Origin of the sequence: Nocardia sp. CA-136227, assembly GCF_050955695.1 — a bacterium.
In the GTDB taxonomy this organism is placed as follows: Bacteria; Actinomycetota; Actinomycetes; order Mycobacteriales; family Mycobacteriaceae; genus Nocardia.
This window is the reverse complement of the sequence record NZ_CP192081.1, coordinates 4875159-4899883: the sequence shown is the minus strand read 5'-3', so window position 1 is coordinate 4899883 and position 24725 is coordinate 4875159. Positions and strand designations below refer to the sequence as shown.

Here is a 24725-nt window from a genome sequence, read left to right as displayed (position 1 = left end):
CCTCGGTACGATGCGCCCATGCTCGCCGCCTGCGGGGGATTTCTCCTGGCCATTCTCTGGATGGACCTGATTTTCGACACCCAGCAATTCCGCCACCGCCACGACCCCGAACTACCCGAGCCCGTCCTGAATTCCATCGCCACCTACTACCACCGAGCCACCACGACCTCCCGCCCGATGCCCCACCTGATCGCCGCCGTAATGGCAATCCTCCTCGGCGGCCTCATAATCGAAACAATCCGCTGGCAAGACCCACTCTGGCTGGCCCCACTCGCAACCCTGCTAGCCGCAGCCGCCATCGCCCCGGCCATCATCCGGACAGTCCCCAACGCCGTCCGCCTCGGCACCCGCACGGACTCCCTCCCCGAACAATCCCGCCTGGCCCGATCAATCCTCCGCGACCACCTCACCAGCGCAGCCTTCATGCTCGCCTTCGTGGTGTTGTGGAGCGCCCGAGGACCTCTGGCCGACCTGGTCCACTGAGCGCGCCACGATCGGCTACCCGATCAGGAGGCGGCGGCGCAGCCTGGGGTGGGTGGGCCGGAGGCGAAGCGGTCGCCGAGGTAGCGGAGGGCGCCTACGGCTTCGACCATGGCGGCGCCACTGTGGCCGGGGATATTCGAGAAGTGTTGTGTGAGAGTCGATCCCATGGAGCAGTAGCGGTTGATGAGGGCGTGGACGCCGGGGGCGGGGATCATTTCGTCAGCGTTGCTGTGGTAGAGGTACAGCGGGACGTCCGGGGTGATGGAGCCCAGTTCCTGGCGTTGGGCGGCTGCCACGACCGTCGGGTGCGCGAAGAGGTCCGCTGCGAGGGAGTAGTCGCGGACGTGGGTTCCCGAGTAGGTCTGTAGGAGGCCGGTTCCGCAGCGTTTGCCTACGTCGGCGAGCATGCCGGTGCTGCGCTTGTTGAGCAGGCCCTCGATCTGGGCCTTCGGCTCGTTGCGAATCAAGGCCGCCGCGATCAGCAGGGCCAGGGCTGCTTTCGGGCCGCCGTCGGCCGCGCGGGCGATGGCGGGGATGTCGGCCGGGATGCCGCCGGCGGCGATGCCGGTCAGCGGCAGTTCCGGAGCGTAGGTGGCGTGTAGTTGCCCCGCCCACAGAGCCGCGTATGCGCCGCCGGAATAGCCCCAGATCCCGGTGGGGCTGTTGGCGAGTCCGGTGGACGGGAAGCGGCGTGCGGCGCGGATACCGTCGAGCAGGGCGTGGCCGGATATCACGCCGTCGAGGAACCTGGACTGCGGGCCCTCGTAGTCGGGGATCACCAGCGCATAGCCGAGTAGCAGCGGACCCACGAGAAACGGCATGTCCAAGGTGGTTTGGCTGTTGATGTTGATGGGGGCACGCAGGGTGGCCGACGGAGCGCAGGCGGTGGTGAGGGCGTCCTCGGCGCTGGCGAAGGCCACCAACGGCCGGGCACCGGGGCCCCGCCAGGGCGAGGTCGGTTCGATGACTGTGGCGATCGTGGTGATCGGCTTGTTCTCGGAATCCGTTGTCAGATATTGGATTTGCCACACCGTGATGGGCAGCGGCGTTGCCAACCCGAACAGCTTCACGCTGCGCCAGGCCAGGGGGTCCCCACTCTTGTGAGCACCGAGGTCGGCGGGTGTGCTGTAGAACGGATCGGCTTCGGGCACGGGCGCGGGGGCAGCCACCGCGGAGGAGATGGCGGTAGTGAACGCGAGAACGAGCGCGCCGAGGAACAGGGCGTGCCGGGCGGTCTTCTGCACAATGCCGCATGACGTGCGGCGCCTCATGGTCTTCCGCATCGCAAGCACAGTATCCGCTGTCTTGGCTGGTCAAGCGGTCCGGAGGCGGTGTGTCGCGCCTGGATTGTCCGGCGTGGGAGAGCCTCCCGGTCAGCCGCCGGAGTCAGTCCAAATCAATGCGAACGGTCATCAGATCAGTACCGACCACCCTGACCGCCGTGCTGTTCGCCTTCGGCAACGACCGCAGCCGAGCCACCGGATCGTCCTCCGGCATCAGGTGCGCGGTACCGGTGAACCACCGGCCGCGAATCCGCAGCCGAACCCGATTGTCGGCTTCGATGTTCCGGATGTACTGCGACCGCCGCCCGAACTCCGACACGAACCAGAACGCGCCGTCACTGCGCCGCCCGCCGATCGGCGTGATCCGCGGTTGCCCGCTGACCCGCCCTTTCGTCTCCAAGAGCGTCTGGATCGGCAATCGCCCCAGAATCGGATTCCCCACTCTCCGTTGGAATCCCGTCACCACAGCATGCTGGATCTCGCGCCGGTTGGCCATGCCCTGACGTTAGCACCGCCGAAGCGGCCTGCGGCGGTGGCCGCAGGCTGCTGCCCGCGATTCGAGCTACCGGACGGGCAGGTGAGCCCCGTCGGTATCCGGAACCAGGATCGGCGAGGTCGCCGGTTGACGCCGTCCGACCGGCCGGGTGAGTGCGACCGATACCGCCCGGGCGTCCGCCGCCGGCTGGGGTTCACGACCGCACTTACGGATGAGGTCGAAGAGGTCACCGTCGAATTTGTCGACGCAGCAGGTGTGCTGATTGCCGACCACCCCGTCGGAGGCGAACTGCAGGATGGTGGGCTTGCGTCCGGACATCACATTCCAGCCCACGGCATGGTCGCCGACGCCCTGGTACTGCTCCTTGAACGGGCGGGGCGCGCCGGAGCCGTTGTAATTGCTGGCCCAGATGTCGTAATCACCGGTGAGCGAATTGCTGTACATCCAGAACGGCGTGTACCCGATGACGTACCCGGGGGCGCCCCGGTCGGCGAGCTTCTGTTCGGTGAGTTCCACCGCTTGCCGCACCTCGTCGGCGCTGGGCGGGCGCGGGGCATTCGTCGACTGTTCGGCGTCGACCTGCCAGATCCACGGCCTTTCCTTCCACCACGGTGTCTGCTCGTCGACACAGCTCACCCAGAAATCGACCTGCTCCTCGATGTCTCCCGGCCACAGGAAGTGGTAGCTGCCGAGCACCGGAATTCCGGCGTCGCGAGCCCGCTCCAGGACCGTCTGGTAGTGCTGGGATCGCCAGTCGCTGCCTTCACTGGTCTTGTAGATGAAGAACGAGATCCCGTCGTTCTGAGCGGCGACCATATTCATCGGCCCGCGGCCGAAGTCGTAGTCGGAGGCGTCCCAACCCCAGACGGGTGCCGTGTTGGCGACGGTGGTGGTGACGGCCGTGGCGGGCGTCCCGGTGATCTCCGGATGGACCCGGTCCGGCGCGGACCCGCCGGCGAGGTGCTCCAGCTGCGTCATCAGAGCGGCCGAGGTCGCCCAGTGGGTGTGGTCGAAGTGGCCGATGGACGAGGGCGGGCCGTAGGGTCCGCCGCCGGGGAACTTCTGCTGATTCTTGACGTAGAACCCGTCATCGTCGGCGAACGGCGTCGAATGGATGAGCTCGACGGTGTAGTTCCAATACCTGTCGTACATCCACTTGGCGAAGTCCCGCATCTTGACGTCATCACGATCGCAGCCGATATCGATGGCCGCAGTCGGCGAGCCATCGTAGGACAACCCGTAATGGTGCGATTGCAGCCCGTGATCCCCGTCCATCCCACTGGTGATCCGCAGCTCGTCGGCTCTCGGATAGGTCTCGAGAAACTTCACCATCCTCTTGCCCAGAGGACCGAGCACAACGCCCGGAAACTGTTGTATGGCCATGACTCTCTCCTCGGTACGGATGGTGTGAAAGACCGCGGAAACCAGGGCGATTTCCGCCGCTCACGGCGACCGACGTGCTGTGAGAATCAAAGAATTGCATCGGGATTCAGCACTGTAACGAGTGTTCTACTACGTGCCTTTCGCCTGATCCGGCACGAAATCTCAGCCGACCGGCCAGCCAGCCCCCGCCGCCCCGAACCACGGCACGAGACACGCTGACGTCAGAGCAAGTAGTCCGCTACCTGCAACCTAATGTCCTGTTCGATCCTGTCCACGATCGCGTCCAGCCCCCACGCGCCATCGATCCGGACTTCGTTGGCGAACGGGAGAGGCTGCCACCCGTGATACCACTCCGCCATCTGCTCAGCGGTGAACTCCCGGGCCTGAGCCCGCCCGGCGTGCCGCAGCGCCGTTTCGTCGAAGGAGAGATCGAACCCGTAGTGCAGCGCACGGGCCGCTGATCGACCAAGGCGCTCGAGCATCCCGCCGTATCGATCAGCGTCGAGGATCCCCTCCACGATCACCACCAACCCGCGTGCCAGCCCGAACGCGGCGACATGCTCAATGAGTTCGATATTGAGCGCCGCGGCCGTGTCACGCTCCCGGAGCATGTTCCGCCGCACGGTGTCCTGCGGCACCACCAAACACCGCGCCCGAGGAAACCGCTGCTGCACAGCGCGCGCAACTGTCGACTTCCCCGACCCGGAGTTGCCGCGGAGCACCACCAGCACACTCACTACAGACTCCGTGGCCGCAGAACGCTTTCGAGCTTGCGGATGAACCGCGGAAGATGTGGGTCGGTCGCCGGAAGCCGGCTGGGCGTGAGGTCCCACCACCGAGCGCCATCGAACTCACTTGGATCGAGCGGATATCCGCGATCACGATCCCCACGGATCACGAACCAGAGCGATACATCGACATGCCCGGCCGTCAGACCAACCGTGGTCGTCCGAGTAAGAAACAGCGGGCACTCACCAACCACATCGAACACAGGCTCGATACCGAGCTCCTCGCCCGCCTCGCGGCGCGCGGCCTCCAGCGGATGCTCCTGCGGTTCAACATGTCCGCCCATCGGTAGATGCAGCCCCGCCATACGGTGCAGTCCGAGGTAAACCCCGCGGTTGTCCGGATCGACAAGGACGAGGACGACGTAGGCGACCAGATGAGGCGAGGGCGTCGCAGGTTTGGCACGCCGAAAGATGTCGTCAGTCCACGCCAACCACTCCAAAGTCGTTGCGATATGCCGCCGTTCGAGATCATCGAACGGCGAGAGGTTCCCAACGATGTTCGTGACCACGGCGGTCGCGGGCTGCATACCGGGGGACCATACACCGACGGTCCGACAACTCCCTCGCGTCGGACACCTGCAGCCTTCGCCATTGATGCAGCCCAGAATCCTTGTCGGAGGGAGTCCGTAGATTCTCCAGTCGTGAGGGACTCATTCGTCTTTCCCCCTGTGCCTGACGGTCTGCCGCCTGGCGGCACGGTCACTGCGCAGGGCGGACGGTGGGACGGACGCGAAGTGCTGTGGACCTCCGATGTCAGTCAGCCCGATGCGGGCGTGATCTGGAGTCGGCTCTACGACCAGCATGCGACCACCGGCTTGTATCCATTGCTTCTCGATGCCCCGAGGGTTGTCGGTTCGCCACCACCTCGCCCTTGGCGCAGTGGAGAACTCGGCTTCACGCCCAAGGAGAGCATCGATGCGCTCGATCCGAATCTCGAATTGCGCGGACTATGGTTCGTCACCGATGACGACATCGAGTACGACCCGCTGAAACCGTTCGAGTGGCCAGGATTAGCGACACCTGGCATTCCTGACGAGGACGAACCGGATGACGTCGCCCGCTGGCTGGCGCAGGAGCTGGTAGGTGAGTCCAACTGGCTGATAGGTCTCGTCCCGGCAAAGCGCGGAGCCGATGCTGTCACGCTGTGCGGTTGGCAAGGCGCAGCGAACTATTACAACAGCAGCGCAGTGATCTCGTCGGTCCTGCGATCATGGGAGGACCGTTTTGGGGCCCGCGTCGTCGGGATCGGTTTCGACACGCTGGAACTGTCTGTGTCCGCCCCTCCCCGCACCCACGCGCACGCCCTGCACCTGGCCATCGAACATCAAGCATTGTGCCCGGACAACTTCGCCGATGACACCCTCGGCACATACGCGGATACGCTGATCAACCGCGGCAGTTGGCAATTCTGGTGGGACTGAGCAACGTGCGACCAGTAGGTCAGTCGTTCCATGAAGGCGGCGATGTCCGAGCAGCGTCGGTCGCGATCCGCATTGCGACTTCCTGGGGTCGCAGATCGGTGGTGTCGATGACGCGGGCCACTCGGCGGTGCCAGGAGCGCGCCGCGTCGTAGTCCTCGAGGTGCGCGAGGCGCCACGAGGAGTTCGGCATGATCGGGTCGGATTCGATTCGGCGCAGCAGCTCATCCCGTTCGGCGTGAAGGACGAAATGCTGTAGCGGGATCCCAGCGCTGGAGAGCCCTTCGTGGATCTCCTGCCAATATTGCTGGACGAGAACCGACTGAGGGATAACCAGTGTTCCGCCGACGTAGTCGAGTATCTGCGCCGCGGCTGCGACGACGAGCCCGCGCCAAGGCTGCCAGTCCTGGAAGTCCCGAACCTTCTCGCTGGACAGGACATGACGAAGCATGATCCCGACTTCCTCGGTGTCGAAAACACGTGAGTCGGGCAGGAGCGCGATCAATTCCTGCGCGGTCGTTGTCTTTCCGGCACCGAATGTTCCGTTCAGCCAGATAATCATGGGGCCCAGCGTATTCGGATGGTGTTGCGAGCTGGGATCGTCAGCTCTTCTTCCGGCAGTACCAGGTGTAGGCATTGCCGGTCTCGCGGAGTCCGGACACGGCGTTCGAGCCGTACTGGTGGCGACACTGGTCGTCGATGTCGATCCCTCCGGCACTGGTTTTGCCGTGCACGCATTCCCAGGTGAACGCGTTGTGTTCATCGCGCACATGTGCTGTGGCGCCGCTGAATTTGCGGGCGCAGTAGTCGTTGAGGTTCAAACCGCCCAGGCTCGCATCGTTGCTCGGCGACTTCGCGTTCAGGCCGAGGTCTATCAGCGCCTCGGCTGTGTTCTCGACACATCCGGCGGCGAAGATGATCGCGCCGGCACCGTACTTCATCCACCCCGGCGGGACCGCCTCGATGAGGTCGGCCTCCTTGACCAGCTCCAAACTCCCGTGCACAGAACAGCCGACGATGAGATCGACGACCGGCTGCGGGAACGGCTGAGGTTCCTGCCCCGGGCCGATCCATTGCGGAATCCCCCAGACATCGCACCCATCACCCTTGGGGCCGCCCTTGGGGACCATCGATTTCACCACGCAACTGCTGTGCAGGTAGGCGGCTTTCGTAGGTGATGCGTGCGCGGGGACGCCGGTGAGTCCCAGCGCGGTGAACACCAAGACGAACGTCGCCAATGCGGCGCGCAGCGCGTGTCGTGTCGGACCTGTCATCGATAAGCCCCGTTCTCGATACTCCCGAATATCCAGGGCCACCCGACTCCCCGGACCGCGACTGTGGTCACTCTGCTGAGGGTAGCGGGGCTTTTGCAGTCCCGATGGGGCCGAAAGTCACTGAGCCGGAACATATTTCGTTAACTCGGCGAATGGCAAACGGGGCGGTCGGAGGCATTTGGGGATAGGTTGAACTCCGGCTCCCAATGACTTTCCGTGCCGCGTCCGCGTCGATTCAACGCAAGACTAGCTAGTAGGGGTTTTCGAGGGTGGTTGGTGTGCCTGCGACTTCCAACGCTGGGGCTGGATAGGCCGGTCCGGCGGTGTAGAAGCGGGCTCGGGTCTTGCCGACAGGTTCGAGCACGCGAAGTGCGACGAGGTCGCGTAGGTCGCGCTGCGCTTGTTGCAGGCTCAGACCTTCGGATTGTTCGTAGCGGGTTCTACGGACTCTTCCGGACATCGCGACGTCATGCAGTGCGCTGATGACGCGCTCGTCCAATCGGATGCCCGCGACGTACTCCTCGAGCATTGCCCACACGGTTCCGGATCGGACCCAGCGGGCGTGCACGGTTTGGGCCTGTTGGTGGTAGGCGGTCAGGCTGAATCGAATCCACTCGGACACATCCTGATCCGGGCGGTAGGTGCTGCCGCGGCGGCCGAGGACCTGGTAGTACTCCCACGTGTTACCCGGCCTGCCGAGCCAGGCTTCGATGGACGAGAACTCCGGTGCGAGAACACCTTCCCTCGCGATCATCAGCGTTTGGAGCGATCGGGACATGCGTCCGTTGCCGTCGGCCCAGGGGTGGATGGACACGAGGTGCAGGTGTGCCATCGCCGCGCGGACGAGTGGATGTGTGCCGTCGTCGGTGTTGAGCCAATCGACAAGTTCTTCGGTCAATGCCGGCACGTGTTCGGCGTCGGGGGCGGTGTAGGCGGCGATGCTCGGGTCGCGGGCATCGGTGACGTACACGGGGCCTGGACGCCATTGCCCGGCTGGACGACGTTCGGTGTGCCGGTGACCCTGCAGCATCCAGTGCAGTGCGTTGAGGAACCCTTTGCTGTAGGCGAAATCGTCTGTGTTGTGCAGGGTCTGGATGTAGGTCATCATCTGCTTGTAGGCCAGTGTCTCGGCCTTGTCCCCCTCGGAAACCTCGACGTCTCGTTCGCCGGCGATGAGGTCTTCCACATCGATGGTGGAGACTTTGAACCCTTCGATGGAGTTCGACGCGGCAATTGAGTCCGCAGTGAGGAACTTGCGGAGCCCACCTGCCCATTTACCGGGCTTGGCCTGCAACTCATGACGTAGTTGCTCGCGCATCCGGTCCACCTCGGCCAGGACGTGGGTATCGGCGGCGGTTAGTGCTGGCGTGGGGAACAGCATGACACAACAATAGGGTGACGTAGTCATTGCGTCAAGCAAATCTGGGGTAATGCATTGCAGCTGGTGGGCGGTTCATTGGCTCAATGGCCGTTTGTGGACCAATCACGGACCGGGATTGGTCCACAAGTTCGCGCATGTCAATGAGGAGGCCTTGGAAGCTCCAGGGGCGCAATGTGTTTCATTGCCAGGCCCGCTTGACTGCGGTCAAGTGTTCTTGGGGCGGAGAAACCCCTGTTCGAGGCGATTTGAATCTGTCCGGAATCGGGTACTCGAGAGAAGCCGATGGCTAAAAACAGGTCAGAGCCGGTTCGAAAACCGGCTCTGACCTGCATTCTGTCGGGCTGACAGGATGTCGCGTTGTCTTTGCTTGCGCCGCAGTCCTGGTGGGCTGGGTTTCCGGTGGTGTCGCGGCCGATGAGACGCCGGGTTCGGTGATGGTGGTCGTGGTGCCCTGCGGGGTCTGCGCGCTGGTAGAGGTGACGTTGACGAACACGTCGACCTTTGATCTTGCGGTTGTCGGTTCGGTGTGCGTGCCCCCTTAACTCAGGGCGCAGCGGCGGTACCACCTAGTCACTTGCGAACGATAGTGTTCGTTGACCGGGGTTTCCGGGTGAAGGATGGAGTGGCTACGTGAGTGGAGGAAGCATGCTGGGCCGTAGAATTGGCTGGGGCGCACAGTGTTTGGTGGCATCGGGTGCGGCTGTGGCTTTGAGTGCCGCGCCGGCCTCGGCGGCCGAGGTGATCGACCTGGGAATCGGGTTCAGCAACGGAACCCTCTTCGTCGGCGGAACCTACGCTTTGAGCGCGACGGCTACCGGCGGCGCCATGGGATCGGTGGCGATGTTGCCTTTCGTTCCCGGCGGTGTGGTGTTCGAGGACAACGGGGTCTGTGTCGGTTCGGCCAAGCCGTCGTACTCGAGTCTCGCGTCCGTGGACTGGACCCCGAGTGTTGTCGGTGAGCACACTCTCACCGCCACCTACGAGGGCAGCCGAAAGACCATTGTCGTCAACGTGGTGCCGCTCGCGGACGGTACGACGAGCGTGCCCGCGAAGCCGGGCAACTGCGCGGGTACCGGTAGCGCGTAGCTCCCGGCGCGCTAGGACTCTGATCGGTTCCCGCTCCCCGACGGGTGCGGGCAGCGGGAACCGTGCCCGAACGATCCATTGCACGACAGCGCGGTCGATCATGCCGCTGGTGATGATCGGTGGCGGCAGGTGCCCCAATGTCGGTACGACGCGTTTGCGCCAGCCGGACAGGTAGGGATCCTTGGTTTTTCCTTCGATTCCGGCCAGTGCGAGGTCCATGTTGTCGGTCCCGTACTGCTGCAGGCTCGTGCACGCGAGCACTGGGTCGATATCGCGTGCGGCGAGCCGTTTGAGCCTGTCGATCCAATTTTGGGCTTGGGCTTCGGTTTCGAACACTTCCGATTTCGACAGCCGTGCGTGGGTATGCGGATCAGGCCAGCGGATGCGAGCCTCACGGTGAGATCGGCTACTCCGTGGACGGAACGATATGGCGGGCGGCTAGATACACCTCGAGATCGTGCTCGGGGTATTTCGCGACGCGTTCGGAGATCTGGATGAAACCCGGTCCCTCCAATGGCTGGCCGCGCCGCCACCGACGCAGGGTGGCGAGGCTGCGCGATGCCACACATTGGGATGATGTGGTGGCGCGGTTGGGGTTCGAGCATCTCCGGCGGCACGATCTGAGGCACACCGGGCTGACCTGGTTCGCGGATGCCGGAGTGCCGCTGCATCGGCTTCAACGAATCGCCGGGCACACCGATCCTCGGATAACCCAGCGATATCTGCATCCGAACATCAGGGCTCTGCAAGGCGACAGCTGTTGGCACGCTACCTGGCGCACGGGGGTCCCCAGATATCCGAGCTACTGGCCCTCATGGGACCGGACTATCCGCGTGCGGAACCGAGTGGCCCCAAATCTGCGGGTGATCGAATAACGGAAAATCCCCTCCGACCGAGGTCGGAGGGGATTTTTCTTGGTCGGGCTGACAGGATTTGAACCTGCGACCACTTGACCCCCAGTCAAGTGCGCTACCAAGCTGCGCCACAGCCCGTTGCATTCGCTCTCGCTCGTGCTCGACGAGATTACCCCACTACCCCCCTCTATATCCAAATCGGCTGGTTATCGGCGTGTGGGTGGGGTTGCTGGGGGTTGTGGGGGGAGGGGTGGGTGAGGTCAGGGTTGTTCTGGCGCAGGGGTTTCCGTGGGGGTGCGGACGAAGGGGGCGGCTACGTCGGGGGAGAGGGGGTAGGGGGTGGTGGCTTCGCGGCGGGTGAGGGCTTCGGCGGCTTCGGGTTCGTTGTTGGTGGTGAGGCGGTGGATGGCTCGTTCGAGGATGGGGAGGACTTCGGGGACCTGGAGGGTGCCGTCGGCGCATTGGGCGAGGAGGGAGGAGGTGAGGTTGGCGAGGATGACGGCGATGTCTTCGAGGTAGCGGGGGGTGGCGCCGGCGAGGACGGCGGCGGCGATGGGGAAGACGGCGTCGAGGCCGTGATTGTCGAGGCGGTGACGGGCGGGGCCGGTGCGGGCGCGGTGGTAGGCGGTGAGCATGGTGGGGTGGCGCTCCCACGGGTCGAAGACGTGGCGCATGACCCGGAGCAGGCCGTCACGGAGGGGTTCACCGGGCGGTGGGGGTTCCATCGGGAGGTAGGTGTTGTCTTCCATCCAGGCTTCGATGGCGGAAACCAGCAGGTCATCGCGGGTGGGGAAGAACTTGTAGATGGTGGTGAGGGAGACGCGGGCGCGGCGGGCCACCTCGCGGAGCTGGACGGCGTCGGGACCTTCGGACTCCAGGAGGGCGCGTACCTCGTGCAGGATTCGTGCCCGTATTGCCTCTTCCGTCTCCTTCGCCATGCCGCTACAGTAACGCCGTTACTCGAGTAACCCGGTTACTTGGGGTGTGACTTCCGTGGAGAAAGAGCACTATGCCTCGTCAGCAGTACTCGCCCATCCAGGCTGCCCGGCAGCCGATCAGCCTCGTCAAAGTCGCCGTCGCGGCGCTCGCGGTCGTGGCCAGTTGTGCCGCGGCGCCGCCCGCCGCGGCCGATCCGGTGAGCGACTTCTATTACCCGCCACAGCAATTCGATTCCGCTCCCGGCGCGGTGATCAAGACTGAGGCCATGTCGGTGCTGCCCGCGCTGCCCGCTGCCGACGGGACCTGGCCGCTGGCGGCGCAGCGGGTCATGTACACCTCCCGCACCCAGGACGACACGCCCGTCGCCGTGACCGGCACGTTCATCGATTCCAGCCGCCCGTGGCAGGGGCAGGGCCCGCGCCCGACGGTGCTGATCGCGCCGGGCACGGTCGGACAGGGTGACCAGTGCGCGCTGTCGCTGGCCTTCCCGACCGGTATGTACGCGAGTCTGACCCCGCCGACCTTCTCGGCGAACCAGGAGGTCCTGGCCGCTTTCGCCTGGAACGCGCTCGGCGCGCGGGTCTTCGTCACCGACTACATCGGGATGGGCACGCCCGGCATCCACACCTACGCGAACCGGATCGAGGAGGCGCACGCCGTGCTCGACGCCGCCCGCGCCGCGAACCGGCTCGCGGGCACCGGTGCGGACACGCCGCTCGCATTCTGGGGGTACTCCCAGGGCGGCGGGGCGAGCGCGGCCGCCGCGGAGATGCAGCCGGGCTACGCGCCGGAACTGAACCTGAAGGGCACCTGGGCGGGCGCGCCGACCGCGGATCTGTCGGCGATCCTGGACCGGATCGAGGGCAGTCTGATCGGCGGCGCGGTCGGGTTCGCGCTCAACGGCTTCCTGGACCGGTATCCGGACCTAGGCCCCGAATTCAATTCTCGGGTGACGCCCGCCGGGCAGGGTCTCCTCAGCGAACTGTCGAACGCGTGCATCGGCGATGTGATCGCGCTGCATCCGTTCCTGCGCACCAACGCCTTCACCGTCGATCAGCGTCCGCTTGTCGACCACATGCGTGAAATCCCGTCGATCCAGGACATTCTGCGGCAGCAGCGGATCGGATCGCTGACCCCGGCCAGCCCGGTGCTGATCACCAGCGGCGTCAATGACGACACCGTTCCCTACGGTCAGGCCAAGCAGCTGGCGACCGATTGGTGCGCCGCGGGCGCGACGGTCAGCTTCCGCACCAACGAATTGCCGCCCATCCTGTCGGGCGCGACGATTCCCAATCACTTCGGTCCGGAATTGATCGACGGTTTCGGCACCAACAATGCGATCGGCTATCTGATGGACCGGCTCAACGGCACACCGCTCTCGGGTTGCGCCTTCGCCTGAGAATTCCCGCCGCCGTTCCCTTCTCGCCGATCACACAGGTGTTCCATGTCTGAAATCTCGCGTCGCTCCCTGCTGTCCGGAGTCGCCGCCACCGCCACCCTGCTCGCGACCGCGCCCACCGTCCGCGCGGGCATCGCCGCCCGGATCAACCGGGTCGAGCTCACCCGGGAGGACCATCGGGTCATCGTCATCGGCTCGGGGTTCGGCGGCGGGGTGACCGCGCTGCGCCTGGCCGAGGCCGGGGTGCCCGTGCTGCTGCTGGAACGCGGAATGCGGTGGCCGACCGGTCCGAACGCCACCACCTTCCCCAATGCCACCGCGCCGGACAAGCGGATGCTGTGGCATCGGTCGAGTCCCGAATTGTTCGGCAGGCCGGTCGCTTTCGACAAGTACACCGGTCTGGTGGAGGCGGTGCCCGGCGAGAACATGACGGCCCTGTGCGCGGCCGGACTGGGCGGCGGATCGCTGGTCTACCAGGGTATGTCGTTGCAGCCGACCGAGGCGGTGTTCAGCGCCCACTTCCCCGGCGGCCTCGACTGGGCGGCGCTCGACAGCGTCTACTACCCCCGCGTCGCGCGCATGCTGGGCTTGGCGGTGGCACCCGACGAACTCGTCGAGACGCCGAACTACAAGGCCGCCCGCGTTTTCGCCGAGCACGCCCGCAACGCGGGGCTCCCCGTGTCGAAGATCCCCATGCCCATCGACTGGAATTACGCGCTCGCCGAACTGCGCGGCGAGATGGCCGCCTCCTACACCAACGGGGCCGGTTCCCTCGGCGTCAACAATGGCGGCAAACACACCGTCGACGTCACCTACGTGGCCGCCGCCGAGGCCACCGGCCGGGTCACCGTACAAACCCTGCACGAGGTCACCGATATCGAGCGCGCCCCCGACGGCCGCTGGACCGTGCACGTGAACCGCACCGACACCGCGGGCACGGTGCTGGAGAACAAGATCCTCACCACCAATGCCCTGGTGCTGTCGGCGGGCAGCCTCAATACGACCCGCCTGCTGGTGCGCGCGGCCGCCAAGGGCCAGATCCCCGATCTGCCCGACCAACTCGGCCGCGGCTGGGGCACCAATGCCGACCGCATCTACGTCTGGACCGCGCCCACCGAGGAATTCGGCCTAGCCCAGGGCGGACCCGTCGTCTACGGCAGCCTGAACTGGGACGACCCGCACGGCGCGCACACCGTCATCCAGGCCTCCATCCCGCCGCTGTCGGTCGACGCGCGCAGCACCATGATGGTCGGCTACGGCGTCAGCACCGGCCGCGGCGAATTCCGCTACGACTCCGCCGCCGACGCCGCGACCCTGCACTGGCCCGCCGACGGCGACGCCGCCATCCAGAACAACCACATCGGCCCCGCCGTCCAGCGCATCGCCGGCCCGTCGAGCACCCTGCTCGACACCAACCTCGCGTTCCCCTCCACCTGGCACCCGCTCGGTGGCGCCAGTATGGGCGCGGTGTGCGATCTGGACGGCCGGGTCCTCGGCCAATCCGGCCTCTATGTCCTCGACGGCGCCCTCATGCCCGGCAATACCGCGGCCTGTAATCCGTCGATGACGATCGCCGCCCTCGCCGAGCGCGCCCTGGATCGATTGGTGAAAACCGATGTGGGACACGTGATCTGACAACCGAACGGGTCATTCCCTCAGTCTCGCTATCGGTGGTGCGTTGTTTCGGAATGGAGAGAATTACGGACCACCGTCGCGTCGGAAACTTTCCACTCGCGATTCGATAAGTGGTCTACTTGACGCACCCCAACGAAGGGGAACTCAAACATCCACGCCGACAATCGGAGTCGAGCATGTTCCGCATACCGATCGAGAGCCATGAAGCGGTGACCATGATGACTACCGCGTCCGCGCGGGACGTGTTGCGGGTACACGAGGGATGCCCGATGTCAGTGTGCGCCAGGAAACGTCAGGCAATTGCCGTGATCAATGCGGCGGCGCAGCGGATGGGGGTGCGGGCGTGAGGGTGGTTTCGCACGACGCGCCCGACTATCCGGTCATGAATTTGCAAGCGGCGCAGCGGGGTTTGACCGTGCATCAGGGGTGCGGCGAGAGTTGTGATGCGCGGCGGTATTTCCAGGGACTGGTGCCCCGGCTCGAGACAATCGCCAAGGAGATCGAGTCGATGCGCGGGCGGTCCAGTTGGAACATCTGGTAGCCGCCCGTACGCGGATCGGTCACAGACGGGAGCGGTGAATGATGGGCAGGGCGAGCAGGATCAGGCCCGCGCCGATCCAGAGGACGCCGGTGATCGGGAGCGCGTTGACGATGACGCCGCCGCAGAGGGCGCCCAAGGCGATGGAGATATTGAAGGTGGAGACGAACAGGGAGGAGGCGGCCTCGGTGGTGTCGGGGGCAGCGCGCATGATCCAGGTTTGGAAGGTGACGGGGACCGCGCCGTAACCGAGTCCCCAGACGATCAGGGCGGCCGCGGCGGTGATGGTGGTGTGGTCGGCGACCGCGAGGGTCAGCATGGCCAGGGTGAGCGCCGCGGCGATGGCGGTGGCGGTGCGGCGCAGGCTCTTCGACACCAGGCCGCCGGCGGCGAAGTTGCCGGTGATCCCGGCGATGCCGAAGACCAGCAGCAGGGGACCGATGGTGCTGTCGCCGACGCCGTGGTCGAGGAGGATCGGCCGGACGAAGGTGTAGGCCAGGAAGTGACCGGTGATCACCAGGAAGGTCAGGGCCAGGGCGGAGCGCAGGGCGGCATTGCCGCGGAACACCTTCGGCAGATCGGCGAAGGTGAAGCTGTGTTCGGCGGGCAGGCGCGGCAATAGGAACGCCATGGCCACCACCGAGAACAGGCCGAGCAGCCCGACCACCGCGAAGGCGGCGCGCCAGCCGCCCAGGTCGCCGATGAACGTGCCGGTGGGGACGCCGAAGACGGACGCGGTCTCGACGCCGCCGAAGATGACGGCGGTGGCCCGGCCGACCTGATGTTCGGGGACCAGGCGCAGCGCGATACCGCCTGCGATGGACCAGAATCCGCCGACGGCGATGCCGATCAGGAACCGTGCGAGCAGGACGACCGCGAAGCTGGTCGCCATGCTGGAGGCCAGGTTGGCCGCGCCCATCAGGGCGATCAGCGCGATGAGCATCAGCCTGCGGTCGACGCGGCCGGTGAGGACGGTGATCAGGGGCGCGGAGAACGCGGCCACCAGGCCGGGCACCGTGACCATCAGTCCGGCGGCGCCTTCGGAGACGCGCAGCGCCGCACCGACCGGGGTGAGCAGGCCGACGGGCAGCAGTTCGGAGGTCATCAGGGAGAAGATGCCCAGGGCCACGGCCAGGACGGCGAGCCATCCCCGGACCGGGGTGCGCTCGCGCTCGGCGATCCGAATCGTTGTCATGACATAAACGTAGGGCCGGAAAGACCCACGTATAGGGTGCAATTCCATGGAGGAAAGATGGGTCAATTCCGGCGGGACAGCGGCGCCGGTTGAAACCGATCAGGGCGTCGACCTGCATCTGGAGTTGAGCGGCACGGGTAATCGCCGCATCCGGCTGATGGCCGCGTTGCGAGAGGCCATTCGCTCCGGGCGGCTGGCCCCGGGAACCCGTCTGCCCCCGTACCGCAGCCTCGCGGTCGATCTGGGGATGGCCCGCAATACGGTGGCGGCCGCCTACACCGAGCTGGTGGAGGAGGGGTGGCTCACGGCCCGCCAGGGTGCGGGCACGCGGGTGGCCGAACGGGCCGCCCCCGCCCCGGACGAGCGCGCCGGGCGGCCGTTCCGCCCCGGCCCGCGCCGGGTTCACCACGATCTGCAGCCCAGTTCACCCAATGCGGCGGCCTTTCCGCGCGCCGACTGGATCGCGGCCACCCGTCGCGCCCTGAACGCCGCCCCCAATGACGCCTTCGGCGTGGGTGATCCGCGCGGCCGCCCCGAATTGCGCACCGCCCTCGCCGAATACCTGACCCGCGCCCGCGGCGTGCGCACCAACCCCCGGCACATCGTGATCTGCTCCGGCTTCGCCCACGGGCTGCGGCTGCTGGCGACCGTCCTGGACGGCCCGATGGCCATGGAGGCCTACGGACTGGACTTCTACCGCGACATCTTGCACGGTGCGGGGAAACGCACCATCCCGCTGACCGTCGATTCCCACGGCGCGCGGATCGAGGAACTGCCCTCCACCGACGCCCGATCGGTCCTGCCCACCCCCGCCCACCAATACCCGACCGGCGGCCCCCTGCATCCGGAACGCCGTGCGGCCGTGATCGATTGGGCCAGATCCAGCGGCGGCGTCCTGCTCGAGGACGACTACGACGGCGAATACCGCTACGACCGCCAACCCGTCGGCGCCGTCCAGGGCCTGGACCCCGACCGCGTCGTCTATCTGGGATCGGTCAGCAAGAGCCTGTCCCCGGCCCTGCGCGTCGGGTGGATGGCCCTGCCCGCCCGTCTGGTCGACGATGTCCTGTCCGCCAAGGGATCCCGGGAGATGCAGGTCAGCGTCGTGGACCAGCTGACCCTCGCCGACTTCTTCACCACCGGGGCATACGACCGGCATCTGCGTCGCACCCGGATCAGCTACCGCCGCCGCCGGGACCTGCTGGTGCGCACCCTCGCCGAGCGCGCCCCGCACATCCGGGTCGGCGGCATCGCCGCCGGACTGCACGCGGTCCTCGAACTCCCGCCCGGCACAGAGGATTCCGCCGTGCACGCCGCCCGCCGCCAGGGTCTGGCCCTCGACGGCCTGCGGCGCTACCGGCATCCCGGCAGCCCCATGCCCGACCGCGACGGCCTGGTGATCGGTTACGCCACAACGTCGGACCACGGCTTCACCGCCGCGCTCGAAGCCCTCTGCCTGGCCCTGCCCGATCCGCCCGACGCCACGCGGGATGCGGACGGCTGACCCGAGATTCAGCCGGCCGGCGGGGCCGTCGAGCTGACGGGGCTGCTGGAGGTGATGGTGTAGGCGCCGACGGTGATGGTGATCGCCTGGTCCGCGGTCACCGAGGTTCCGGCTGCCGGGTTCTGGGCAATCACCTTGCCGTCCTTGGTGGAATCCTTGGTCGGCCCGGTGGATTTCGCGATGCTGCCGTGCCAGCCGAGAGCCTGCAGAGCAGACGTGACGGCGGCGGGGGAGAGGCCGATCAGGGTGGGCACGGTGATGGTCGTGGTGGTCGGGGGACCGGAGGACACGGTCACCTTGACCGTCGAGCCGACCGGCTTCGCGGTCCCGGCGGCCGGGGAGGTCTCCAGGACAGTGCCTTTCGCGCTCTTGTCCTCACGCTGAGCCTGTTCGACGACGAACCCTGCGTTCTCCAGACGCGCCTTCGCCTGCGCGATCGCGGACCCGACGACATCCGGCACCGGAACGGTTTTCGGCTGCTGGGATGTGACCGGAGGCGGCGTGTACGGGGCCGCCGTGGTCGGCTGGGTGTAGGGCGTGGTCGTGACCTGCGGAACCTCGGTGGTGGTGGTGGTCGGTTCGGTCGTGACCGCCCCGGTGGTCGTGGCTGTGATGGTGGGCGGGTTCGAGGCCGCCGCATTGCTCGGTCCGGAATGGCCGTCGCCCGCGCGCACCAGCAGGTACCCGAGGACCGCCACGGTGACCACCAAGGCCAGGGCCAGCAGAATCCGGCCGGGCCCGCGGCGTTTGCCGGGAACGCTTGCGCCCGTACCTGTCCCGGTGCCCAGGTCGAATCCGGTACGGGTGCCCGGGACCTCGTGGGGCCCGCTCAGATCGGACGGCGTGGGTCCGGTCACGAAGCGGGTAGGCGCGGGCCCGGTGCTGCTCGAACCAGGCGCGGGGCCGGTGGTCTCGCGCCTGGGTGGGGGTCCGGTCACCAGCCGAGTCGGCGCGGGACCCGTCTGAGGACGCGTCGGCGCGAAACCGGAATTGGCCGGACCGGGACCGGAATTCGCGCGGGCCGGTGCCGGTCCCGTATTCGGATTGATCGGCGCGGGACCGGTATCGACCCGGGTGGGTGCGGGTCCTTCATTCAAACGAGCCTGGTCGGGCCCGGCATTCGCCCGACCGGGTGCGGGCCCGGTGTTCAGCCGAGTAGGCGCGGGCCCACTGTTGAGGCGAGCCGGAGCCGGTCCGCTGTTCCCGCGAGCAGCTCCCGGACCGCTGTTCAGTCGCGTGGGCTCCGGCCCGGGCCGCGTGGTGGCGGGACCGTGACCAGGCCGGATCGGAATCGGCAGCGGTGCCGGAGGCATGGTGGTGGCGTTGCGTTCGGGTTGTCCCGCACCGGATCTGGGCCCGCTGACGTGCACCGTCCCCGCCGGCGCGGTCCGATGCGTCCCCGGCTGACGCAGGATTCGCGAGGCCGCCCAGGCGAGATGCGTGCAGGTGTCGAACCGCCGTTCCGGGTCCTTGGCCATGGCCCGGGCGATGAGCTCGTCGAAACCCCGTGGCAGCGTGGGGTTCCGGTCCGAGGGCATCGGCACCGGCTCGTAGGCGTGCCCGTAGATGATCTGCCCGACGTTCTGCCCGGGGTAGGGCGCCTCCCCGGTCAGCATGTGAAACAGCGTGCACCCCAGCGAGTACACGTCGGCGCGCCGATCGGCTTCCTCGGGCCGGGTGAGCCGTTCCGGGGCCGCGTACTGGAAGCTGGCCAGGATCTCCCCGTTCTGGGTGAGCTGGCGGCTCTCGTCGAGGGATTTGGCGATGCCGAAGTCGGTGAGCACGGCGCGTTCCGGACGTCCCTCCGCGAGCAGGATATTGGCCGGTTTCACGTCGCGGTGCAGGATGCCGGTGTCGTGGGCGTGGTCGAGCGCCGCCGCGGTCTCGGCGATGATGCGCACGGCCCGTGCCGGGTGCATGGGTCCCTCGCGCAGCGCCCGTGCCACGTCGCTGCCGTCGACGAAGGTCATGGAGATCCACAGCCGGTCGTCGTCCTCGCCGCGCGCGTAGACGGTGACGATGTTCGGATGCTGCAGGCGCGCAACCGTATCGGCCTCGCGCTGGAACCGGGCCCGGTGTTCGCGTTCGCCGCCGGGCAGGGTCAGCAGTTTCAGGGCCACGAATCGTGGCAGGTCGCGGTCTCGGGCTTGATAGACCGCGCCCATTCCGCCGGCCCCCAGCTTTCGCAAGATCTGGTAGCCGGCGAAGTTCTCACCGGGTTCGAGCGTGCCTCCCATGGAGGTGATATCGCGATAGACGCTCGCTCCGAAACGTTCGGCGTGTCGCGCTCGCGCGAGTCGGGCTTTTCGATCATGGTCCTGCCGTTGGGTCGCCGGACGTGGCAATGACCTTGTAGTCTTTCACAATTCGGTGGGCGGCCCCGGCTACTGTCTGGGCTGTCTTGCATCCACCGGGTACTGGAAGCAACCGGTCAACAGCAAAGGGGAACGCCGGACGTGGACGTGGGAGCAGTGGCGGCGGCCGCGCAATCGGGTCGCAGCAGCGAAGCCATCGTCGCCGACACCGAGCAGCAGGTCATCGAGATGCTCACCAACATCGGGCGCTACTACCAGGCGATGTACAACCTCGGCGACATCCGTTCGCCGGGTGCGGAGTTGCGTGCGGCCTGCTCGAAACTGCTGACCGTCGCCAACTGGCTGGACACGGCCCGCGACGAGCAGTACCAGGACGCCCCGTCGTCCGACCCGGGCGGGCCCGCGCCGGAGCAGAACCGCTCGCTGCCGCGGGTGGTCGCGGATTTCCTCGCCGAGCACCCGGAGCAGACCTGGACCCCCGCCGAGGTGATCGCGGCGTTGCAGGGTCGTGGCGTGGAGCTGCCGATCAGCGCCCGTCACCACGTCGCGGTGGCGCTGGGTCGAATGGCGCAGCGCGACAACAGCAATGTCCGCAAGCTGGACCGCGGCAAATACCAGTACGCGGCGGACTCGGCCTAGCCCGATTCGCCGCTTCCGGCGCCTGTGCCGGATTTGTCTGCGCCCCTACGAGATCCAGGCGATGAGCTCGTCGATGTAGGCGCGGAAGAGCGTGGCCATGTCGACCCCGTCCGGGTCGACCAGCCACTGCAGTTGCAGGCCGTCCATCATGGCGAAGACCTGCCGGGCGACCGCCGCGGGGTCGATGTCGGCGCGCACGCTGCCGTCGGCCTGCCCCGCCTCGAGCGCCGCGCCCAAGTAGTCCTGGAGTCGCCGGTACCGGTTCTGGGCCCAGCCGTGCGCGGGATGGTCGACGGTGACGGCCTCGCTGGTGAGAACCGTGAACAGCCGGACCAGGCCCGGCACGTGCGTGTTGTGATCCACCAGCTGCGCGAGGCGCACGAGGGCGTCCTTGCCGCGCAGCTGCTGATCGAAGCCCAGCCGGTCGTAGTCGAGGCGGTCGCGGTAGTCGAGGACCGCGGACAGCAGCGCCGCCTTGTTGGGGAAGTAGTGCAGGACCCCGGGCTGGGACAGGCCGCAGCGTTCGGCGATCTCGGCGATGGACGTGCTGCGATAGCCGTTGTCCGCGAAGGCCTCGAGGGCCTCGTCGATGATCTGCTCGCGGCGGTCGTCGCCCCGGCCGCGGCGTCGGGGATGGGGCGTCATGTGGTGGGACACTAGTCAAGCGTGTTGAGCAGGCAAAACCCGACTAGGGTAACGAAACGATAACGTTACCTAATGACCACTCGGTAAACGCGATATCCGCTGGCACACTCGGGGCCAGCCGTACAAGGCAGTACGAGGGAAGGATCGCCGGATGAGTCAGGCCCTGATCACGCCGTTCACACTGCGGGGAGCCGCTGGAAAACTGGCCGCCTGGGAGGCCGCGCCGCCCGCCGGGACCGAATACCGCGGGACGGCGCTGCTGGTGCCGGGCTTCACCGGCTCGAAGGAGGACTTCGAGGACATGCTGCCGCTACTGGCGGACGCGGGCTATCGGGCCGTCGCCTACGACCAGCGCGGGCAGTGGGAGTCCGAGGGCCCCGACGAGGTCTCCGGCTACACCCTGGCCGACTTCGTCGGCGACCTCCAGGGCGTGGTCGACCAGATCTCACCCGACGAGCCCATCCATCTGGTCGGGCACTCCTTCGGCGGCTACGTCTCCCGCGTCGCGGTGATCGAGCGCCCCGAACGGTTCCGCACCTTCACCCTGCTCGCCTCGGGCCCGTCCTCGGTGGAGGACATCAACTTCCCGCCGCCACTGCTGATCGCGCAGATGGTGGAAGCCGGTGGGCAGGAGGTGATCTGGCAGCAGATGAGCGCGGTCATGGCGCAGGCCGACCAGCAGCCCTCGCCGCAGCGCCAGGAGTTCCTGCGTGAGCGGATCCTGCGCACCAAGAAGGCCAATATCGTCGGCATCCTCACCTGCATGGCCGAGCCGCCGGTGAAAGATCCCGCGGTGCTGCGGGATTCGGGCGTGCGGCTGCTGGTGGCCTACGGCGACACCAATGACCTGTGGGCCCCCGAGGTGCACGAGCGTTTCGCCGCCCAGCTGGGCGCGCAGACCGCCGTCTACCCCGGCTCCGGCCACGTGCCCAACGAGGACGTCCCCGACCGGGTCTGCGCGGACCTGGTGACCTTCTGGAAGGAACGAGCATGACCGACGCCATCGACGACCTGCTCGCGAAACTGGATCTGCCCGCCAAGATCCGGCTCGTCTCGGGAGCCAACTTCTTCCGCTTCGCCGGTGACGAGAGCATCGGCCTGGCCGATATGCCGGTCTCCGACGGCCCGTCCGGCGTGCGCGGCGAGCAGTGGGACGAGCGCGACCCGTCGGTGAGCCTGCCCTCGGGCACCGCGCTGGCCGCCACCTGGGACCGGGACCTGCTCACCGACATCGGGGCGCTCATCGCCGCCGAGGCCCGCCGCAAGGACGTGTACGCGGTCCTGGGCCCGACCATCAACCTGCACCGATCCCCGCTCGGCGGACGGCATTTCGAATGCTTCTCCGAGGATCCGATGCTGACCGCCGAGATGGCCGACGCCTACGTGCGCGCCGTGCAGGCGCACGGGGTGAGCGCGTGCCCCAAGCACTACGTCGCCAACGACTCCGAGACCGAGCGCTTCACCGCCGACGTCATCGCCGACGAGCGCACTCTGCGCGAGCTCTACCTGTACCCGTTCGAGCGGTCCGTGGAGGCCGGCGCGTGGATGGTGATGGCGGCCTACAACTCCGTCAACGGCACCACCATGACCGAGAACGACCTGCTCGACGAACCCTTGAAGGGCGAGTGGGGTTTCGACGGCGTGGTGGTCTCGGACTGGACCGCCGTCCGCTCGACCCAGGGCGCGGCCAAGGGCAACGACCTGGCCATGCCGGGCCCGTGGGAGCTGTGGGGCGCGCCGCTGGAACAGGCCGTGCGCGACGGTCGGGTCCCCGAATCCGCGATCGACGAGAAGGTGCGGCGCATCCTGCGCTTCGCCGAACGGGTCGGCGCGCTGAACGGAACCCCCACGCCCGTCCCGGCATTCACCGACGAGCAGTCCCGGCAGCTGGTGCGTGAGGCCGCCGCGCTGGCCATGGTGCTGGCGAGCAATGACGGCACCCTGCCGCTGCGCGCGCCCGCCCGGGTGGCGCTGCTCGGCTCCGCCGCCGCCGAACCGCGGTTCATGGGCGGCGGCAGCGCGACCGTGATCCCGGCGCACACCACCTCCCCGCTGGAGGGGCTCTCCGAGGTGCTGCCGGTGGTGTACACCCCCGGTGTCCACCTGAGCGAGAACATGATTCCGATCCCGCTGGACCTGGTCACCGATCCCGAGACCGGCGAGCCCGGGCTGTCGCTGCGGTACCTCGGCGAGGGCGCCGTGCTCGACACCGAACACCGCACCGCGGGCAGCCTCATGCTGTTCGGCAACCCGAACGCGGTGCGGGCCGAGGCCATCGAGCTGCGCGGACGGCTGCGCGCCGACATGGCGGGGGAGTGGCGGATCGGCTTCGCGGGCGTGGGCGCGCTGACCCTGGCGCTGGACGGCGAGCAGGTGCTCGAGGAGACCGTGCTGCCCGACGGCGCCGACCCGGTCGAGATGCTGCTGAATCCGCCGCAGCGCTTCGTGACCCGCACCCTCGCCGAGGGGCAGGAGATCGAGATCCTGGTGCGCATGGTGCCCGGCGGCGGCTTCCCCGCCATGGGCATCACCTGCGCGGTCGGCCGCCCGCGCCGCTCCGACGACGACGAATTCGCCGCCGCGATCGACCTGGCGTGCACCAGCGACGTGGCCGTGGTCGTGGTCGGCACCACCGAGCAGATCGAATCCGAGGGCTTCGACCGCACCACGCTGCGGCTGCCCGGCCGCCAGGACGAACTGGTCGCCGCCGTCGCCGCGGCCAACCCGCGCACCGTCGTGGTGGTGAATTCCGGTTCCCCCGTGGAGATGCCGTGGCGTGACGATGTCGCCGCGGTCCTGCTCACCTGGTTCCCCGGACAGGAGTTCGGCGCGGCGCTGGCCGACGTGCTGACCGGCGCCTCCGAACCCGGCGGCCGCCTGCCGACCACGTGGCCGGTGACGATGGCCGATGTCCCGGTGCTGGACACCAAGCCCGGACCCGACAACGCGCTGCCGTACTCCGAAGGCATTCACATCGGGTACCGGGCGTGGCTGAAATCCGGTGTGGCCCCGGCTTATCCGTTCGGCCACGGACTCGGCTACACGACCTGGGAGCTCGACGAGCTGACGGTGTCCGGCCGCACCGCGACCGTCGCCGTCCGCAATACCGGGGCGCGCGCCGGTCGTCAGGTCGTGCAGGCGTACCTGTCGCGTGCGGACAGCGCCGTCGATCGCCCGGTGCGCTGGCTCGCCGGATTCGCGGTGATCGAGGCGGGCGCCGGTGAATCCGTCAGCGCCACCATCGAATTGCCGAGGCGCGCGTTCGAGCACTGGACCGCCGACGGCTGGGCCGTCGAACCCGGTTCCTTCACCCTGCACGTCGGCACCTCGGTGACCGCGCTGCCGCTCACCGCCGACGTCGGCTGAAAACCCGCATCCACCAAGGAGGTCCGGCCGTTCGCGGCCGGACCTCTGACATTCAGTGCCAGCGATTCTGCAGGGCTATCGATCCGGATGCATTGTTGACAAGA

At 67.3% G+C, this 24725-nt stretch carries 24 protein-coding genes and 1 tRNA gene; 11 read left to right on the top strand and 14 right to left on the bottom strand.

Features of this window, described 5'->3' with window-relative positions:
• The first annotated feature begins 18 nt into the window (after positions 1-18).
• Positions 19-483: a hypothetical protein gene (locus tag ACQP06_RS22575; protein ID WP_433666474.1), complete on the top strand. Its 465-nt coding sequence runs from the start codon at positions 19-21 to the stop codon at positions 481-483.
• Positions 484-506: 23 nt separating this feature from the next.
• On the opposite strand, the gene ACQP06_RS22570 is transcribed toward ACQP06_RS22575, so the two are convergent.
• The 5 genes from ACQP06_RS22570 to ACQP06_RS22550 all read right to left on the bottom strand — a co-directional run bounded on the left by ACQP06_RS22570 (position 507) and on the right by ACQP06_RS22550 (position 4960).
• Positions 507-1766, bottom strand: coding sequence for a lipase family protein (locus tag ACQP06_RS22570; protein ID WP_433666473.1), 1260 nt, complete (start codon positions 1764-1766; stop codon positions 507-509).
• A gap of 103 nt (positions 1767-1869) precedes the next feature.
• The gene (locus tag ACQP06_RS22565; protein WP_433666472.1) at positions 1870-2262 is read right to left on the bottom strand and encodes a nitroreductase/quinone reductase family protein; all 393 of its coding nucleotides are present in this window, start codon (positions 2260-2262) and stop codon (positions 1870-1872) included.
• 66 nt (positions 2263-2328) lie between these two features.
• Positions 2329-3645, bottom strand: coding sequence for a GH25 family lysozyme (locus ACQP06_RS22560; RefSeq protein WP_433666471.1), 1317 nt, complete (start codon positions 3643-3645; stop codon positions 2329-2331).
• A gap of 221 nt (positions 3646-3866) precedes the next feature.
• Complete coding sequence (locus tag ACQP06_RS22555) at positions 3867-4382, bottom strand: AAA family ATPase (RefSeq protein WP_433666470.1); 516 nt, start codon at positions 4380-4382, stop codon at positions 3867-3869.
• Positions 4382-4960, bottom strand: a complete 579-nt coding sequence (locus ACQP06_RS22550; RefSeq protein ID WP_433666469.1) for an NUDIX domain-containing protein — start codon at positions 4958-4960, stop codon at positions 4382-4384. The genes ACQP06_RS22555 and ACQP06_RS22550 overlap by 1 nt, the downstream gene beginning before the upstream one ends.
• A 141-nt stretch (positions 4961-5101) precedes the next feature.
• On the opposite strand from ACQP06_RS22550, the gene ACQP06_RS22545 reads away from it, so the two are divergent.
• Entirely contained in the window at positions 5102-5854 is a 753-nt protein-coding gene (locus tag ACQP06_RS22545) for a DUF4253 domain-containing protein (RefSeq protein WP_433666468.1), read from the top strand.
• Between the two features lie 19 nt (positions 5855-5873).
• Here the strand turns inward: ACQP06_RS22545 and ACQP06_RS22540 are convergent, their stop codons facing one another.
• From ACQP06_RS22540 to ACQP06_RS22530, 3 genes are all read right to left on the bottom strand, one after another.
• Positions 5874-6413 (bottom strand): ATP-binding protein, encoded by a 540-nt coding sequence (locus tag ACQP06_RS22540; protein WP_433666467.1) that lies wholly within the window; start codon positions 6411-6413, stop codon positions 5874-5876.
• Positions 6414-6453: 40 nt separating this feature from the next.
• Positions 6454-7125, bottom strand: coding sequence for a hypothetical protein (locus ACQP06_RS22535; RefSeq protein ID WP_433666466.1), 672 nt, complete (start codon positions 7123-7125; stop codon positions 6454-6456).
• Between the two features lie 250 nt (positions 7126-7375).
• Complete coding sequence (locus ACQP06_RS22530; protein ID WP_433666465.1) at positions 7376-8506, bottom strand: Fic family protein; 1131 nt, start codon at positions 8504-8506, stop codon at positions 7376-7378.
• 702 nt (positions 8507-9208) lie between these two features.
• On the opposite strand from ACQP06_RS22530, the gene ACQP06_RS22525 reads away from it, so the two are divergent.
• Complete coding sequence (locus ACQP06_RS22525) at positions 9209-9592, top strand: hypothetical protein (protein WP_433590774.1); 384 nt, start codon at positions 9209-9211, stop codon at positions 9590-9592.
• Between the two features lie 406 nt (positions 9593-9998).
• Here the strand turns inward: ACQP06_RS22525 and ACQP06_RS22520 are convergent, their stop codons facing one another.
• Positions 9999-10157, bottom strand: coding sequence for a hypothetical protein (locus ACQP06_RS22520; RefSeq protein WP_433673546.1), 159 nt, complete (start codon positions 10155-10157; stop codon positions 9999-10001).
• Between ACQP06_RS22520 and ACQP06_RS22515 the strand changes: the two genes are divergently transcribed.
• Positions 10087-10467, top strand: a complete 381-nt coding sequence (locus ACQP06_RS22515) for a tyrosine-type recombinase/integrase (RefSeq protein ID WP_433666464.1) — start codon at positions 10087-10089, stop codon at positions 10465-10467. The two genes, ACQP06_RS22520 and ACQP06_RS22515, sit on opposite strands and share 71 nt — an antisense overlap.
• Before the next feature lie 40 nt (positions 10468-10507).
• On the opposite strand, the gene ACQP06_RS22510 is transcribed toward ACQP06_RS22515, so the two are convergent.
• Positions 10508-10584: transfer RNA gene (locus ACQP06_RS22510), tRNA-Pro, on the bottom strand.
• A 122-nt stretch (positions 10585-10706) separates the two neighbouring features.
• Positions 10707-11384, bottom strand: coding sequence for a TetR family transcriptional regulator (locus tag ACQP06_RS22505; protein ID WP_433666463.1), 678 nt, complete (start codon positions 11382-11384; stop codon positions 10707-10709).
• Between the two features lie 71 nt (positions 11385-11455).
• Here ACQP06_RS22505 and ACQP06_RS22500 point away from each other — a divergent pair, with 71 nt between their 5' ends.
• From ACQP06_RS22500 to ACQP06_RS22490, 3 genes are all read left to right on the top strand, one after another.
• Positions 11456-12784, top strand: coding sequence for a lipase family protein (locus ACQP06_RS22500; protein ID WP_433666462.1), 1329 nt, complete (start codon positions 11456-11458; stop codon positions 12782-12784).
• Between the two features lie 45 nt (positions 12785-12829).
• On the top strand, positions 12830-14419 hold the full coding sequence (locus tag ACQP06_RS22495; RefSeq protein WP_433666461.1) for a GMC oxidoreductase: 1590 nt from the start codon (positions 12830-12832) through the stop codon (positions 14417-14419).
• A gap of 382 nt (positions 14420-14801) precedes the next feature.
• Positions 14802-14960, top strand: a complete 159-nt coding sequence (locus ACQP06_RS22490; protein ID WP_433666460.1) for a hypothetical protein — start codon at positions 14802-14804, stop codon at positions 14958-14960.
• 19 nt (positions 14961-14979) lie between these two features.
• Here the strand turns inward: ACQP06_RS22490 and ACQP06_RS22485 are convergent, their stop codons facing one another.
• On the bottom strand, positions 14980-16152 hold the full coding sequence (locus tag ACQP06_RS22485; RefSeq protein WP_433666459.1) for an MFS transporter: 1173 nt from the start codon (positions 16150-16152) through the stop codon (positions 14980-14982).
• Positions 16153-16198: 46 nt separating this feature from the next.
• Here ACQP06_RS22485 and ACQP06_RS22480 point away from each other — a divergent pair, with 46 nt between their 5' ends.
• Entirely contained in the window at positions 16199-17656 is a 1458-nt protein-coding gene (locus ACQP06_RS22480) for a PLP-dependent aminotransferase family protein (RefSeq protein WP_433666458.1), read from the top strand.
• Between the two features lie 8 nt (positions 17657-17664).
• Here the strand turns inward: ACQP06_RS22480 and ACQP06_RS22475 are convergent, their stop codons facing one another.
• Positions 17665-19893 (bottom strand): protein kinase domain-containing protein, encoded by a 2229-nt coding sequence (locus ACQP06_RS22475; protein WP_433666457.1) that lies wholly within the window; start codon positions 19891-19893, stop codon positions 17665-17667.
• A 219-nt stretch (positions 19894-20112) separates the two neighbouring features.
• On the opposite strand from ACQP06_RS22475, the gene ACQP06_RS22470 reads away from it, so the two are divergent.
• The gene (locus ACQP06_RS22470; RefSeq protein WP_433666456.1) at positions 20113-20610 is read left to right on the top strand and encodes a hypothetical protein; all 498 of its coding nucleotides are present in this window, start codon (positions 20113-20115) and stop codon (positions 20608-20610) included.
• Between the two features lie 45 nt (positions 20611-20655).
• On the opposite strand, the gene ACQP06_RS22465 is transcribed toward ACQP06_RS22470, so the two are convergent.
• Positions 20656-21255 carry a TetR/AcrR family transcriptional regulator gene (locus ACQP06_RS22465; protein WP_433666455.1) on the bottom strand — a complete coding sequence of 200 codons (600 nt, stop codon included), beginning with the start codon at positions 21253-21255 and terminating at the stop codon, positions 20656-20658.
• Positions 21256-21406: 151 nt separating this feature from the next.
• On the opposite strand from ACQP06_RS22465, the gene ACQP06_RS22460 reads away from it, so the two are divergent.
• Together ACQP06_RS22460 and ACQP06_RS22455 are read left to right on the top strand one after the other, a co-directional pair.
• On the top strand, positions 21407-22249 hold the full coding sequence (locus ACQP06_RS22460) for an alpha/beta fold hydrolase (RefSeq protein ID WP_433666454.1): 843 nt from the start codon (positions 21407-21409) through the stop codon (positions 22247-22249).
• Entirely contained in the window at positions 22246-24621 is a 2376-nt protein-coding gene (locus ACQP06_RS22455; RefSeq protein WP_433666453.1) for a beta-glucosidase family protein, read from the top strand. Before ACQP06_RS22460 ends, ACQP06_RS22455 begins: the two co-directional genes overlap by 4 nt.
• Positions 24622-24725 lie beyond the last annotated feature (104 nt).

Excerpts from the sequence above, each read along its gene's own strand:
- ACQP06_RS22535 (WP_433666466.1), bottom strand. The coding sequence starts at position 7,125 with ATGACAGGTCCGACACGACACGCGCTGCGCGCCGCATTGGCGACGTTC.
- ACQP06_RS22490 (WP_433666460.1), top strand. The coding sequence starts at position 14,802 with ATGAATTTGCAAGCGGCGCAGCGGGGTTTGACCGTGCATCAGGGGTGC.
- ACQP06_RS22505 (WP_433666463.1), bottom strand. The coding sequence starts at position 11,384 with ATGGCGAAGGAGACGGAAGAGGCAATACGGGCACGAATCCTGCACGAG.
- ACQP06_RS22560 (WP_433666471.1), bottom strand. The coding sequence starts at position 3,645 with ATGGCCATACAACAGTTTCCGGGCGTTGTGCTCGGTCCTCTGGGCAAG.
- ACQP06_RS22495 (WP_433666461.1), top strand. The coding sequence starts at position 12,830 with ATGTCTGAAATCTCGCGTCGCTCCCTGCTGTCCGGAGTCGCCGCCACC.
- ACQP06_RS22455 (WP_433666453.1), top strand. The coding sequence starts at position 22,246 with ATGACCGACGCCATCGACGACCTGCTCGCGAAACTGGATCTGCCCGCC.
- ACQP06_RS22515 (WP_433666464.1), top strand. The coding sequence starts at position 10,087 with ATGAAACCCGGTCCCTCCAATGGCTGGCCGCGCCGCCACCGACGCAGG.
- ACQP06_RS22480 (WP_433666458.1), top strand. The coding sequence starts at position 16,199 with ATGGAGGAAAGATGGGTCAATTCCGGCGGGACAGCGGCGCCGGTTGAA.
- ACQP06_RS22485 (WP_433666459.1), bottom strand. The coding sequence starts at position 16,152 with ATGACAACGATTCGGATCGCCGAGCGCGAGCGCACCCCGGTCCGGGGA.
- ACQP06_RS22460 (WP_433666454.1), top strand. The coding sequence starts at position 21,407 with ATGAGTCAGGCCCTGATCACGCCGTTCACACTGCGGGGAGCCGCTGGA.
- ACQP06_RS22530 (WP_433666465.1), bottom strand. The coding sequence starts at position 8,506 with ATGCTGTTCCCCACGCCAGCACTAACCGCCGCCGATACCCACGTCCTG.
- ACQP06_RS22575 (WP_433666474.1), top strand. The coding sequence starts at position 19 with ATGCTCGCCGCCTGCGGGGGATTTCTCCTGGCCATTCTCTGGATGGAC.
- ACQP06_RS22540 (WP_433666467.1), bottom strand. The coding sequence starts at position 6,413 with ATGATTATCTGGCTGAACGGAACATTCGGTGCCGGAAAGACAACGACC.
- ACQP06_RS22550 (WP_433666469.1), bottom strand. The coding sequence starts at position 4,960 with ATGCAGCCCGCGACCGCCGTGGTCACGAACATCGTTGGGAACCTCTCG.
- ACQP06_RS22465 (WP_433666455.1), bottom strand. The coding sequence starts at position 21,255 with ATGACGCCCCATCCCCGACGCCGCGGCCGGGGCGACGACCGCCGCGAG.
- ACQP06_RS22500 (WP_433666462.1), top strand. The coding sequence starts at position 11,456 with ATGCCTCGTCAGCAGTACTCGCCCATCCAGGCTGCCCGGCAGCCGATC.
- ACQP06_RS22570 (WP_433666473.1), bottom strand. The coding sequence starts at position 1,766 with ATGCGGAAGACCATGAGGCGCCGCACGTCATGCGGCATTGTGCAGAAG.
- ACQP06_RS22565 (WP_433666472.1), bottom strand. The coding sequence starts at position 2,262 with ATGGCCAACCGGCGCGAGATCCAGCATGCTGTGGTGACGGGATTCCAA.
- ACQP06_RS22475 (WP_433666457.1), bottom strand. The coding sequence starts at position 19,893 with ATGGGAGGCACGCTCGAACCCGGTGAGAACTTCGCCGGCTACCAGATC.